The organism is Dermacoccus sp. CCH2-D9, assembly GCF_001556795.1.
Classification (GTDB): Bacteria; Actinomycetota; Actinomycetes; order Actinomycetales; family Dermatophilaceae; genus Dermacoccus; species Dermacoccus nishinomiyaensis.
Genome location: NZ_LSJT01000015.1, coordinates 1 through 13555 on the forward strand (window position 1 = coordinate 1; position 13555 = coordinate 13555).

The window sequence follows — 13555 nt, forward strand, 5'->3', positions numbered from 1 at the left end:
AGCGGCGACGTCGACGTGCGGCTGCGCTGCGGTGCGCGCGACGTACGTCGTGCGGCCCGTGGTGAGTGAGCCCACCGTCGCGGGGACGACGTGCTTGCCCCACAGCGCGACGACCCAGCGGATCGGGCGGCTGAACGTCAGCTGCGGGTCGTTCCACTTCATGTTCTTGTCGCTGCGTAGGCCGGAGACGACGTCGGCGACGATCTCCCCGAGCACCTCGAGCACACCGCGCCCCGTCTGCGTCTGCTTGACGGCGACGTGCTGGGCACCGTCGAACTCGGCGGTGACGACGTCGTCGACGGAGACGCCCTTGCCGCGCGCGAAGCCCTCGAGGGCCTTCGTCGGCGCGCCGTCCTTGTAGGCGGCCGCGACCTTCGGGCCCTTCGCGAGGGTCTCGGAGTCCGGCTCGTGCGCGCTGACCCCGGGCACGGTGACGACGATGCGGCGCGGCGTGCCGACGACGGCGACGTCGCCGTGCTCGAGGCGGGTGCTGGCGAGCGCCGACGTGACGGCCTCGCGCACGGCGGGAATCGTCGCGTCGAGCACGTGCGGCGGCATCTCCTCGACGCCGATCTCGAACGCGAACGTCTGCCGCGCGTCGCCGAGTTCGGCTGCGGTGGGCGCCGGCTCGGGCTTCTCGACGGGCTGGGTGATGTTGGGCGCCGACGCGGCCGCCTCCGCCAGCTCACGCACGCGTGAGGTCGCCGCGTCGCCCTTGAGCAGCGGGTGACCGAGTTCGGCGCGACGCTCGCTCCACAGTGCACCGGTCTCGCGAGCGAGGCGGCGCATGAGGGAGAACGAGCGCGCACGCTCCGTCGTGGAGACGGCGCCGCGGCTGTCGAGGATGTTGAACGCGTGCGAGCTCTTGAGCACGTACGTCCACGCCGGCACCGGCAGGCGCGCGTCGATGAGGCGCTGAGCCTCGTCGGTGTACTCCTTGAAGAACGCGCGGGCCGCGTCGACGTCGGCGTCGTCGAGGTAGTAGCGCGACATCTCGTACTCGTTCTGCGCGAACACCTCGCCGTAGCTGATGCCCTCGGCGTACGCCATGTCCTTGAAGTGCGTGACGCCCTGAAGCGCCATGAGGATGCGCTCCATGCCGTACGTCAGCTCGACGGCGACAGGCTCGAGGTTCTGCCCGACGACCTGCTGGAAGTATGTGAACTGCGTGACCTCCATGCCGTCGAGCCAGACCTCCCAACCCAGGCCCCACGCGCCGATGGCGGGCTGCTGCCAGTTGTCCTCGACGAAGCGCACGTCGTGCGCGTCGAGGTCGATGCCGAGCGCCTCGAGCGAGCCGAGGTAGAGCTCCTGCGGGTTGCCCGGGTCGGGCTTGAGGATGACCTGGAACTGCGTGTGCGTCTGCAGCCGGTTCGGGTTCTCGCCGTAGCGGCTGTCATCCGGGCGCACGGAGGGCTCGACGTACGCGACGTGCCACGGCTCGGGCCCGAGCACGCGCATGACGGTGTTGGGGTTCATCGTCCCCGCACCGACCTCGGTGTTGTAGGGCTGCACGACCATGCATCCGCGGTCGGTCCAGTACTTCTGCAGCGTCAACAGGGCATCTTGCATCGTCAGCACGTCGGTCACGCGCCCCAGGTTACCGAGTGCGCACGCGCCCCGCCCATTCGTCCCGATCACGACGTCACAGCAGACGATGACGGCGCACGCGCCGCCCGGGAACGCGGGCGCTCGCCATGAGTTCCCGCGTCGTCAGCACCTTGGTCGGCGACATCCATCCGCACGACGGCTTGTGGAGCGCGTAGCCACCACCCAGGCTGACGGCCGCGTGGTCGATCAGGCCGTCAGGGTTGCGCCAGACATGGACGACACCAAGGCCGCCGTCGGTGTCATGACGCGGCAGCAACCGCGTCCGCTCTCGCAGCCACGCCTCGATCGGCTCGCGCTGCATCCACTCCTCACGTGCGCCGTCCACGCCGGCCGCGGTGAGAACGGCACCGAAGCAGTTGGGCCCGCTGGCGCGCGGGAACGTCCCCGCGATCTCACGGGCGCCTGGCAGCACGGCGTCGATATCGGCCCAGGCCCGCTGGGTGATCTCGCGATGACGACTCGCGCGCCGCCCCTCGACGACGTATGCCACGACGCGCTCGAGGTCGCGCGCGATGGCCGACGCGTCGTCACCGCTACGCCAGAGGTGACGCGTGGGTTGCGCTCGCCTCAGAGACGCCGGCAAGGCGCGCGCCGCCGCGCGATCGAGCCAGCAGATGGCTTGGTCGTCCACGCCGTACAGCAGGAACGTGTCCTTGAGCTCGAACGTCACCCGCTCGGGCTCGTCGCGCAGGCCGAGGTCGTGCGCGACGCTGCGGGGCACGACGAACGGCTGCTCGACCGGCATCGTCCACGCGCGCCACTGGAGCAGCTGCTCGTGCGTCACCTCGATGCCGAGCACCTCGCGTACGGGCGCCTCGGACGGGCTCATGCAAGCCTCTTCTGCCATTCGATCATCGTGCCCTCGCGTTCGTAGCCGAGCTCGGAGTTGATCCGCAGCACGTGGGTGTTCGTCTCGTCGTTCCAGGTGCGCTGCACCTCGACGCCCGGCGCGACCTGCGGCAGCAGCAGCGACACCGCAGCCTTGACCCGGTAGCCGAGCCGGTGCCCACGGTGCGCGGCCTCGACGAGGGTGTCGTCCTGGTAGGCGATCCAAGGCGTCTCCGCGGGAACGCTGACGTGCGTGAACGCGGCCATCTGCCCGGTCGGTCGGTGCCACGCCACGGCCTCGACGACGCGTCGGCCCTGAGCGCGTGCGGTGTCGAACAGCTCGCGCACCCGCGCGGCATCCCACGTCTCCGGTTCGATCGCAACGTCACCGAGCGGGGTGTCGGTCGACATCATCGCTCCGAGACGGGCCCGCTCCTCGAGCCACTGCGACGGGAGGTCGTCGACGGCCGTCTCGACGACATACTCGTCGTCGAACGCGAGGGCGGCACGCATCTGTGCGGCGACGGCGTCGCTGACCGGCAGACGCTGAGCGTTGCGCACGCACGTCTGGGCCTGGGCGAACCCGCGGGCAGCGAGGAAGGCGCCTGCGGCGTCAGGCTGGCCGACGGGCGTCTGCGTCTCGACGAGGACCGTCGTACGTCCCTCGTCCTGCATGATCTCCTCCGCGGCTGAGAGCAGCGCCGAGCCGACACCCCGTCGTCGCGCGGGAGCCGGCACGTCGAGGTGGAGAAACGCGAGGTGGGTGTTGTCGCGGCGCGGCAGGACGAGCTCGGCGGCACCGACGACGCCAGCTGCTGTGTCCACGCCATCATCCTGTATGTCGGCTGCTCCCCCAACGGCGTCGTCGTCGCACGAGGCTTCCCCCTCGACGGCGACGAACGCATGACGCGTCTCGGATTCCTTGCCCCACATGGCGCGCAGCTCGTCGGCGGGGTAGGCGATCGTGTGCTTGCCCCACTGCTCGTGGCCCACCGTCATGAACACCTGCGCCCAGGCGTCGAACAGCGGGTCGGACGGGCCGATCTGACGAATGCGCATGGCGACATTGCACTCAGCACCAGCTGCGTACGCAACCGGTTTTTCGGCGCGTCCGCCTGGATCGTGCGACAACCCGTTCATGCCGGCGGAGGGTCGGGCCGGAATGCCTCGACCGCCGGCGGTGTTGTCTCGGAACCCGAGGAAAGGCACCTCATGTTCACTCGAAAGCACACCCGAACGCCCGAGGCGAGCGACCTGCACGACGTCCTCGACGTGCCGATGTTCTCCGAACTGCCCGACGGCTCGGCGACCCTGTACGTCGCGATGGGCTGCTTCTGGGGCGCCGAACGCATCTTCTGGAAGATTCCGGGCGTCGTCACCACGGCCGTCGGGTACATGGGCGGCCACGCCACCGAGCCGACGTACGAAGATGTCTGTGGCGGCGGCACGGGCCACACCGAGACGGTCATGGTGGCCTACGACCCGTCGCGCGTGTCCGAACGCGAGCTTCTCAAGGCGTTCTGGGAGAACCACGACCCGACGACCGCGAACCGGCAGGGCAACGACGTCGGCACGCAATACCGCTCGGCGATCTACTGGACGACGCCGCAGCAGGAGCGCGCTGCCCGCGAGACGTCCGCGCTCTTCCAGGAGGCACTCGACGACGCGGGCCGCGGCGCCATCACGACCGAGATGCGCCCGGCCGACGAGGCGGGCCCCTTCTGGCCGGCGGAGCTGTACCACCAGCAGTACCTGTCCAAGCACCCCGGCGGCTACTGCAACCACGGCTTCAAGGGCGTCACGTGCCCCGTCGGCGTCGCCGACCTGCCCGCGCAGACGGATGTCCTCCCGCCACGCTGACGACGACATGCACGGCGGCCGCTGAGCCGGCGGCCGATCAACCGGCCACCGCGGCGCACCGGCCGTCTCAGCGCACCTGGAAGGCCCGGCTCGTTCCGGTATGGGCACTGACCTTGCCGTTCCAGCCGTTCTTCCAGCTGCCCTGCTGCACGAGGCGATACGTGCTCGCGGGCGTGCCGCGACGTATGCGCCGCTCCATGGTGCATCGCGAGTACGAGACGCCCTCGCGCGACCAGACGTACGAGGTGTCCCAGTCGTGGTCGTCGAGGACGTCGACCCACGACGAGCCGACCTGACGCTGCACCTTGACGAACGTGCCCATCGTGCGGAAGTCATTCTTCGGGTGGCCGCCGCGGAAGACCGCCCGCACGCTCGAACCAGCCGAGCGTGTGGCGTCCGGCTGAGTCAGGACGTCACCGAAGTGCTGCCCGGGTGGGGCGTCGTCGAACACGACGCCGGGGCCCTCGGCGCGTGGCCGACGTCACACTCATCACCCACCTAGACGATCGTCCAAGCTGTGTGAAGAAATCACTCACCCGAGCCTCGACGGCGAAAGACGCCGCATCAGCCACGCCGCGTGTCGCACGTCACAATCTTCGCCCACGTCTCATCTCCAGTGCCACAACTTGACGCTTTGTCGTGCGCGGCTCTAATCTCGCTGCTGGTCAAGAGATCCGATGCAAAGCCCTGGCTGGTCGGACGGCAACCCTCACACGCGTGGCGGGGTGCTCCAGGTGATGACCCGGCCGCGTCGACCACGCGGCAAGCACGCTCGGCACCCAACGTGACGGCATCCTCGTGAGCCTTCCGTTGCGCTGCCCAGGCCCCGAAAGGCATGCCCCGCACGACACCGCGCACCGCGCCCCACCCCGGCGCCCCGCCTTCACGCTGACTCCGCGCACCCGCGCCAGCCCCGCGCATTCGCATCCTTGCCGCCTCACCAGGAGAGATCATGACCGACAAGCACACCCCCGCCGACGAGACCTCGACGCCCACCTCGTCCACGCATGACGCCACGAGCGCCGAGAACGGCGCGACCGCCCTGCCCCCGAAACCGAAGAACGACACCGGCAAGTACGTTGCGATCGGCGCAGGCGTCCTCGTCGTCGCGCTGGCCGCCGGCATCGGGGCCAAGGTGCTCGGCGGGAGCAGTGACGACAAGCTGACCCACCTCAAGGTGGGCACGACGGAGGCGTCGGACCCGTACTGGAACCAGCTCGTCAAGGTGGGCAAGGACAAGTACGGTCTCGACATCGAACCGGTCAACTTCTCTGATTACACCCAGGCCAACCCCGCGCTCTCCGAGGGCCAGGTCGACCTCAACCAGTTCCAGCACCTGCAATTCCTCGCCGACTACAACACCAAGGCGAAGCAGAACCTCACGCCCATCGGGGCGACGTACATCGTCCCGCTGGCGCTGTACTCGAAGAAGCACACGAGCGTCGGCCAGTTCCCCCAGGGCGGCAAGATCGCCATCCCCAACGATCCGACGAACCAGGCGCGCGCCTTGCTGCTGCTGCAGAGCGCCGGACTGCTGAAGCTCAAGGGTGGTGGCACCTCGCTGTCGACCCCGGCCGACATCGACGCCGGCGCCTCGAAGGTCACCGTCACAGCGGTCAACGCCGAGCAGACCGCGGCCGCGCTGCCGTCCGTCGACGGCGCGATCGTCAACAACAACTTCGCCGCGGACGCGAAGCTCGACCCGAGCAAGGCCCTGTTCAAGGACGACCCGCATGCGGCCTCGTCGAAGCCGTACATCAACGTCGTCGTCGCGCGCGCCGCGGACAAGGACAACGCCGACTACGCCAAGTTCGTCAAGGCCTACCACGACCCGAGCGTCGAGAAGCTCATCGAGGAGCGCACGAAGGGCACGAGCGTCCTCGTGAACAACTCCGCCTCCGAGGTGCAGGGCATCCTCGCGAACCTCGAGGCCCAGATCAAGGCGAAGGGATCGAAGTGACGGGCCCCTCCCCCACACTGACGAAGGCCGCCGCGCCGGCGAGTGCCACCCCGCCCGCCGTCGCCTTCCACGACGTCGGCAAGACGTTCACCCGCGGCAAGAGCCGGGTGACGGCTCTCGACGGCATCACGACGCAGGTGGAGCGCGGACGCATCGTCGCCGTCATCGGTTTCTCCGGCGCAGGTAAGAGCACCCTCGTACGTCTCATCAACGGCCTGGAGACGCCGACGCGCGGCCACGTCGAGATCGACGGCGTCGACCTCGCGTCGCTGTCCGCGAAGCAGGTGCGCGAGCTGCGCGGTCGCATCGGCATGGTGTTCCAGCAGTTCAACCTCATCCGCTCGCGCACGGTGTACGCCAACGTCGCCTACCCCCTCGAGGTCGCCGACTGGGACAAGGCGCGCCAGGAGGCGCGCATCACCGAGCTGCTCAGCTTCGTCGGGCTCACCGAGAAGGCGTGGGCCTACCCCGACGAGCTCTCCGGCGGGCAGAAGCAGCGCGTCGGCATCGCCCGTGCGCTCGCGACGAACCCGGAGATCCTGCTCGCCGACGAGTCCACGTCCGCGCTCGACCCCGACACGACGAAGGACGTCCTCGCGCTGCTGCGCCGCGTCAACGACGAGCTCGGCGTGACGATCGTCGTCATCACCCACGAGATGGACGTCGTGCGCGAACTCGCCGACGACGTCGTCGTCCTCGAGGCCGGCCGCATCGTCGAGTCCGGGCGCACCGTCGACGTCCTCGGCGCGCCGAAGGCGGACGCGACGCGCCGCCTCGTCGACGCCACCCTGCGGAACGTGCCCGACGCACGCGAGAGCGCCCGGCTGCGCGCTGCCCACGACGGGCACCTCGCGACGCTGACGGTTCACGACCCGCGCGAGTTCGGCCGTGTCCTGGCCCGCATGTCCGCACACGGCGTCGAACCGGAGATCGTGCACGGCGGCCTCACACCGCTCAAGGACGACACCCTGACGACGTTGACGCTCGCCCTGCGCGGCGACGACGGCGCCGTCACCACCGTGCTCGACGAACTGCGTCTCGCCGCCGACGTCGAGGAGGTCGCCGCATGATGCCCGCAACCGATTGGGAGGCGCTGCGCCCCACGATCGTCACCGCGGTGGGCGAGACGCTGCTCATGGTCGGCGCGACGATCATCATGGGCGGCCTGCTCGGCCTCGCCCTCGGCGTGCTGCTCAACACCACACGACGCGGCGGCATCCTCGAGAACCGAGTTCTGCACACGGTGCTCAACGTCCTCGTCAACATCATCCGACCGATCCCGTTCATCATCTTCGCCGCCGCTCTCGGGCCGTTGACGCTCGCCGTCACGGGCTCGACGATCGGTGCGAAGTCGATGATCTTCCCGCTGACGATCGCCTCGACCTTCGGCATCAGCCGCATCGTCGAGCAGAACCTCGTGAGCGTCGACCCCGGCGTCATCGAGGCGGCGCAGGCGATGGGGGCGAGTCCGTGGCGCATCATTCGCACCGTGCTCATCCCCGAGGCGCTGGCGCCGCTGATCCTCGGCTACACGTTCGCGCTCGTCGCGGTCATCGACATGACGGCCGTCGTCGGCGCCATGGGCGGCGGCGGCATCGGTGACTTCGCCCTGTCCTACGGTTACCGCCGCTACGACTGGGCCGTGACGTGGGCCGCCGTCGTCGTCATCATCGTCTTCGTTCAGATCGCCCAGTTCATCGGCAACGCTCTGGCCCGCAAGGCGCTGCGTCACTGACACACCCTTCGCGCCGCTCGGCGCGAGCATGACGAAGGGCCGTGACCATCCGGAGAGGATGATCGCGGCCCTTCGCCGTCAGGACGCGTCAGACCAGCCGTGCGTCAGCGAGCGCCGACGGTGGCGACCTTCTGCAGGCTCGAGCGCAGGTCGGCCTGCATGCCCTCACGCTGCTGGACGTGGTGGTGCTTCTTCTTCGTGCTGGACGCGCTGTCCGTCACCTCGTTGGCGGGGCCGGGCTCCGGCTGGGGCACGGGGTCGCACTCGACGTCGGCGTGGCCCGGTCCACCCGTCCGCGCGGGCATCGCGCCGGTGAGGAGGTAGGCGGAGATCTTGTCGTCCGTGCAGGCGATGCCATTGAGCGAACCGGAGTGCGTCGTTCCACCGACGCCCTCGATGAGAGCGCTCTTCGGGAAGCGCTTGCGCACCTCGAGCGCGCCCGGGAACGGCGTCGCACCGTCGTGGGTCTCGGCGATGAGGAGCACCGGCCCGACCTTCGAACCGTCGATCTTCATGGCCTGCGCGTTCGTCGACTTGACCGGCCAGCTCGTGCACGGGAGGTTGAACATGGCGTTCGCCCACGTCTCGAAGGGCGCCTTCTTGTCGACCTTCGAGTTGTCCGAGAGCCACTTGCTCCACACGTTCGACCACTTGACGTCGGTGCACTGCGTGCCGAGGTAGACCGCGTAGCTGTTGTCCGAGCCCGGCCCGGAGCCGTTGGCGTCGTCGTACAGCGCGGTCGTCGGGCCGAAGTCACCCTTCTGCAGCGCAGCGGCCAGGGCGGCGCCGTCGTCCTCCCAGCCGAAGACGTAGTAACCGGCGTTGAGGTAGGCGTCGGTCCACTCGTCAGGTCCGATCTTGCCGTTTGCGGGCTTCTTCGCGAGCTTGTCGCGCATCGAATACCACTGCTTCTTGATGGCCTTGCCGCTCGTGCCGAGGTGGTACGTCGCGTCGTTGCCCGCGACCCAGTCGAAGAAGACGTCCATGTTCTTGTCGAACGCGATGTCCTGGTTGAGGTTCGCGTCGTACCAGACGTCGCGCGGGTCGACGACACCGTCCATGACCATGCGACGCGTCTGCTTCGGGAACATCGTGGCGTAGACCTGGCCGAGGTACGTGCCGTAGCTGAAGCCGTAGAAGTTGATCTGCTTCTCACCGAGCGCCTTGCGGATCGAGTCCATGTCGCGCACGTTGTCGATCGTCTTCATGTGCGGCATGAGCTTCGCACCGGCAGCCTTGGAGCACGACGCGGAGTAGGCGGCCGACCTCTTCAGCCAGGCCTGCGACGTGCCGGCCTTCGTCACCCGGTAGTCAGGGCGGTTGTAGCCGAAGTAGTTGCCGTCGCAGGCCAGGGTCGGGACGCTGGAGCCCACGCCGCGCGGGTCGAAGCCGATCCAGTCGTACGGGTCGCCGCCCTTGTTGCGCACGGCGCCGCCGAGGCGCGACAGCGTCAGACCGGAGCCGCCCGGGCCACCTGGGTTGACGAGCATGATGCCCTGCTTCTTGGCGTCGCTCGTCTTGTGCTTGATGCGGGAGACGGCGATCTTGATCTTCTCGCCCTTGGGCTTGGCGTAGTCGAGGGGCACCTCGACGAATCCGCACTGGGCGCCGGCCTTGCTCAGGCGCGCGTTCGCGCAGGTACCCCAGGTGACCGGCGGCGGGGTGTAGGACGAGGAGGCGTCCGCAGTGGGCGTCGCGCCCTGAGCGGGAACGGAACTCGCCGCCGTGACGGGGGCCGACAGCCCGACGCCCAGCAGGCTGAACGCAGCGCCCACGGCGCCGATGGTCTTCTTCATGCGTACTCCCTGGATGGCCTGGTGAACCGCGCGTCCACGAGCGTGTGGCGCCGTGTTCGATCATGCCCCTTGGAATGCGCTGTGTGTCTCCCCTGTGTAACCTTTGTGTAAAGTTCGTCACACTGGGCATGTCGCTCGACAAGGGTGATCAACCCTGAGGGCGCACGAACGGAAACGCGAGCGTCGCACGGATCGGCGCACCGAGCATCATCATGATGGAGCGGTCGACGCCGATGCCGAGCCCACCCGTCGGCGGCATCGCGTACTCGAGAGCGCTGAGGAACGCCTCGTCGAGCGACATCGCCTCGACGTCACCGGCCGCGGCCTTGAGGGACTGCTCCGTCAGGCGCTTTCGCTGTTCGATCGGGTCGACGAGCTCCGAGTAGGCGGTGCCGATCTCGGCGCCGAACGCGACGAGGTCCCAGCGCTCCGACAGCCTGGGGTCGCCGCGATGCGCGCGGGTGAGCGGTGACGTCTCGACGGGAAAGTCGATGTAGAACGTCGGGAACATGGTCTGGCCCTCGACGAGTTCGTCGTACAGCTCGACGACGAGTTCACCCGCACTCTTCTCGCGCGGCGCGTCGACGCCGTGCGCCGCGCAGACCGCAGCCACCTCGTCCCGCGACGACGCCGACGTCAGCAACACCCCGCAGGCCCTGGAGACGGCTTCGTGCACGGGGATCGTCGGCCACTGCCCCGACAGGTCGACACGCTCGATGGTGCCGTCGGGGCGGGGGCGTTCGGCGAACTCCCCACCGTTGACGGCCCGCGCGACGGCGAGGAGCACCTCGCGCGTCAGGTCGCGCATCGTCAGGTAGTCGCCGTAGGCGTCGTAGGCCTCGAGCGAGGTGAACTCGGGGTTGTGGGTCGCGTCTGCGCCCTCGTTGCGGAAGTTGCGGTTCAGCTCGAACACCTTCTGCATGCCGCCGACGGCGAGCCGCTTCAGGTACAGCTCGGGAGCGATGCGCATGAACAGGTCCATGCCGTAAGCATTGATGTGAGTCTTGAACGGGCGCGCGGACGCCCCACCGTGCACCGCCTGCAGCATCGGCGTCTCCACCTCGGTGTACCCGAGTGCGTCGAACGCGTCACGGAACGCCCGCACACCGCGTGATCGGCGCAGCAGCATGTCCATCGAATCACGGTTGACGATGAGGTCGAGCGAGCGGTTGCGGACGCGCGCGTCGGGGTCGCGGAACGGTGAGTGCAGGTCGGGGATCGGGCTCAGGCACTTCGCCGCCATCTGCCAGTCGCTGACGTGCACGGACAGCTCTGCGTGCTTCGACGTGACGATCTCGCCCGTCACCGAGACGATGTCCCCGAGGTCGATCCAGTGTCGCCAGTGATCGTACTGCTCGGCCGGGGTGACGTCGCGCGTCGCCATCGCCTGGAGGCGGGCGCCGTCCTCGTCGAGCACGACGAAGCTGACGCCACCGAAGTCGCGCAGGGCCCGCACCCGCCCCGTGACGGAGACGCGCTCGCCCGTGCGGTGATCGGCGGGAAGCCGGCCGTGCGCCGTGACGACGTCCTCGATGCGCGCGGTGCGCGGCACTGCGACGGGGTAGCCTTCGACGCCGCCGGCCTCCATGCGGGCGAGCTTCTCGCGGCGCACGCGCTGCTGTTCGCTGCGGCGCGGCTCGGGCATCCGCGGGGTGAGTGCGTCCGCCTCGAGGGCCTGGACTCGCTCGACGAAGACGGCTTCGGGGCGCGGCGGCTGATGGTCGGCCGGCTTGGGCCCGACGAGCAACCGCGGCCCGATGAGGGGGACGAAACCCTCGGCCACACCCATCGCGAAACCGGCACGAGGGACGGTGAGCTCGGCGTCGTAGCAGAGGAAGCGCGGCACCCATTCGGGGTGGTACTTGTCGTTCGAGCGGTAGAGCGTCTCCAGTTGCCAGAACTTCGACGCGATCGAGAGCGCCTTGTCCGTGACGCGGGTGATGGGGCCAGCGCCTACCTCGTCCGCATCGGCGAAGACGTTGCGGAAGACTGCGAAGTTCAACGAGATGCGCCGGATGCCCAGGGCGGGTGCCGCTTCGGCGAGGTGCGCGACCATGAACTCGTTGAGGCCGTTCTCGGCCTGACGGTCGCGGCGCATCAGGTCGAGCGACAGCCCCCGCGAGCCCCACGGGACGAAGGACAGGAACCCCCGCACGGCGCCGCGGGTGTCGTGGGCGGTGATGACGACGCAGCGCCCGTCCGCGCGGTCACCAAGCCTGTTGAGGGCCATCGAAAATCCGCGCTCGGTCTCGTTGCCGCGCCAGTCGTCGGCGAGCCGCGAGAGTTCGGCCAGTTCGTCGTCGCCCAGTTCGTCGTGGCGGCGTACCTGGGTCGTGTAACCGCAGCGTTCGACGCGGGTGACGGCCTGGCGGACGGGACGCATCGAGCGCCCGCGCAAGGAGAAGGTGTCGGTGTCGATGATGGCCTCGTCACCGAGCGACCACGCCTTGAGCCCCGCCTCGACGTAGGCGCGCGCTCCCCTCGTGCTGGCGGAGAGGACGGCGGGGTACAGCCCATGCTCGCGGCACTGGCCGAGCCACACGGCGATGGCGTCGTCCCAGGACTCAGCTCGCCCGATGGGGTCGGCGGACGCGACGCTGACGCTCCCCTCGTTGCGGAACGTGACGGCGGCGCGGCCGTCGGGGGCGAAGACGACGGCCTTGTCCCGACGCGTGGCGAAATACCCCAGGGAGTCGTCCTCGCCGTGCTCGAGCAGGAGACGGCGGATGCGCAGTTCCTCGTCGGCGTCGATGAGCCCGGAGCCGCGGCCCGAACGCCAGAGGACGAGCAGCGAGAAGATGAGGACGAGGGTCGACACCGTGCTCGCGACGACGAAGGTCCATTCGTACCCGTGGTGCCCTCCGAAACCCGGGCTGGCCGGCGGTGTCCTGACGCCGAACGTGCTGCGGACCGACCAGACGAACTTCTGCCCGAGGGTGTCGAGATCACGCGGGAACGACAGTGTGAGCAAGAACGCGACGACGAACGACAGGAACAGACCTCCGATGAGGCTGATGAGTGCCGCCGCCTTCGAGCCGGAACTGAACCGCGCTCGGAACGCGGGGCGCGCGAGGAGCACGACGACGAACGACGTGACACTCAGAGCCAGGATGGCTGCGGACACACCCGGCGACGTCTGGAACTGCGCCCAGTCGCGATAGACGCCACGCACGTGGAGACGGTTGATCATCTGGGTGACCTGGTGCGCGAACACGAGACGGGCGAGCGAGTCCAGCACCGAAAGCCCCATGACGACGGCGAGGACGGTGTGCGCCGGACGGAAACGACGGCGGATACCGCCTGCGAGAACGACGGCGGATACCGCCTGCGAGGACGAGAGCCATGCAGGCGGCGAACAGGGAGGGCTCACTCGGGATGTTGACCCAGCCAAGGACGTCCATGACGACGCGCAGGATCACGCTGCGGTGGAAGAACACTCCGGCGAGAGAGACGAACGCCGCCAGCACGAGCAGTCGGCCGGCCCAGGTTGCGACCTTGTCCCGCCACCCATGATCCCGCCAACGATTGCACGCCTCGACCGACGACGTGAGGCGCTCGTTCTTGTTCCCCGTCTCCACCACGGCACGACACTAGCCCCGGGACGTGAGGAAACACTGGAGATCCCCCGATGTTCCAATGAATCCCTGATGTGGCCGTGGAGTGCGCCCGGGCGACGATTCACGGTGGACGCCATGGTTTGTAGCCACGGCTTTGTGGTGGACGTAGAAATGCGTGATGGTCTTGAACTACTCAACCCCAGTCTTT

General features: G+C 68.7%; 10 protein-coding genes and 1 riboswitch. Of the genes, 4 read left to right on the plus strand and 6 right to left on the minus strand.

All coding sequences use genetic code 11. From position 1 onward, the window contains the following. The 3 genes from AX669_RS01355 to AX669_RS01365 form a co-directional block, all read right to left on the minus strand. The coding region (locus tag AX669_RS01355) for a glycine--tRNA ligase subunit alpha (RefSeq protein WP_197418823.1) at positions 1 to 1572 on the minus strand (1572 nt) is incomplete at its 3' end. A gap of 73 nt (positions 1573 to 1645) precedes the next feature. After that, positions 1646 to 2440: a hypothetical protein gene (locus AX669_RS01360; RefSeq protein ID WP_062256121.1), complete on the minus strand. Its 795-nt coding sequence runs from the start codon at positions 2438 to 2440 to the stop codon at positions 1646 to 1648. Next, a complete protein-coding gene (locus tag AX669_RS01365; RefSeq protein WP_062256123.1) occupies positions 2437 to 3498 on the minus strand; it encodes a GNAT family N-acetyltransferase in 1062 nt (353 codons plus the stop codon). Before AX669_RS01365 ends, AX669_RS01360 begins: the two co-directional genes overlap by 4 nt. A gap of 153 nt (positions 3499 to 3651) precedes the next feature. Between AX669_RS01365 and msrA the strand changes: the two genes are divergently transcribed. Further along, the gene (msrA, locus tag AX669_RS01370; protein WP_006944083.1) at positions 3652 to 4299 is read left to right on the plus strand and encodes a peptide-methionine (S)-S-oxide reductase MsrA; all 648 of its coding nucleotides are present in this window, start codon (positions 3652 to 3654) and stop codon (positions 4297 to 4299) included. A gap of 67 nt (positions 4300 to 4366) precedes the next feature. Here the strand turns inward: msrA and AX669_RS01375 are convergent, their stop codons facing one another. Next, positions 4367 to 4750, minus strand: a complete 384-nt coding sequence (locus AX669_RS01375) for a neutral/alkaline non-lysosomal ceramidase C-terminal domain-containing protein (protein ID WP_062256124.1) — start codon at positions 4748 to 4750, stop codon at positions 4367 to 4369. 212 nt (positions 4751 to 4962) lie between these two features. Beyond that, a riboswitch (SAM riboswitch) is annotated at positions 4963 to 5074 on the plus strand. Between the two features lie 177 nt (positions 5075 to 5251). Here AX669_RS01375 and AX669_RS01380 point away from each other — a divergent pair. From AX669_RS01380 to AX669_RS01390, 3 genes are read left to right on the plus strand one after another with little or no spacing between them, the layout of a single operon-like run. Beyond that, on the plus strand, positions 5252 to 6259 hold the full coding sequence (locus AX669_RS01380) for a MetQ/NlpA family ABC transporter substrate-binding protein (RefSeq protein ID WP_197418820.1): 1008 nt from the start codon (positions 5252 to 5254) through the stop codon (positions 6257 to 6259). Next, complete coding sequence (locus AX669_RS01385) at positions 6256 to 7329, plus strand: methionine ABC transporter ATP-binding protein (RefSeq protein ID WP_197418821.1); 1074 nt, start codon at positions 6256 to 6258, stop codon at positions 7327 to 7329. The genes AX669_RS01380 and AX669_RS01385 overlap by 4 nt, the downstream gene beginning before the upstream one ends. Then, positions 7326 to 7994 carry a methionine ABC transporter permease gene (locus tag AX669_RS01390; RefSeq protein ID WP_006944079.1) on the plus strand — a complete coding sequence of 223 codons (669 nt, stop codon included), beginning with the start codon at positions 7326 to 7328 and terminating at the stop codon, positions 7992 to 7994. The genes AX669_RS01385 and AX669_RS01390 overlap by 4 nt, the downstream gene beginning before the upstream one ends. A 104-nt stretch (positions 7995 to 8098) precedes the next feature. On the opposite strand, the gene AX669_RS01395 is transcribed toward AX669_RS01390, so the two are convergent. Both AX669_RS01395 and lysX read right to left on the minus strand, forming a co-directional pair. Further along, a complete protein-coding gene (locus AX669_RS01395) occupies positions 8099 to 9790 on the minus strand; it encodes an alpha/beta fold hydrolase (RefSeq protein ID WP_062256128.1) in 1692 nt (563 codons plus the stop codon). Positions 9791 to 9938: 148 nt separating this feature from the next. After that, positions 9939 to 13160 carry a bifunctional lysylphosphatidylglycerol synthetase/lysine--tRNA ligase LysX gene (lysX, locus tag AX669_RS01400; protein ID WP_197418822.1) on the minus strand — a complete coding sequence of 1074 codons (3222 nt, stop codon included), beginning with the start codon at positions 13158 to 13160 and terminating at the stop codon, positions 9939 to 9941. Between the last annotated feature and the right edge of the window lie 395 nt (positions 13161 to 13555).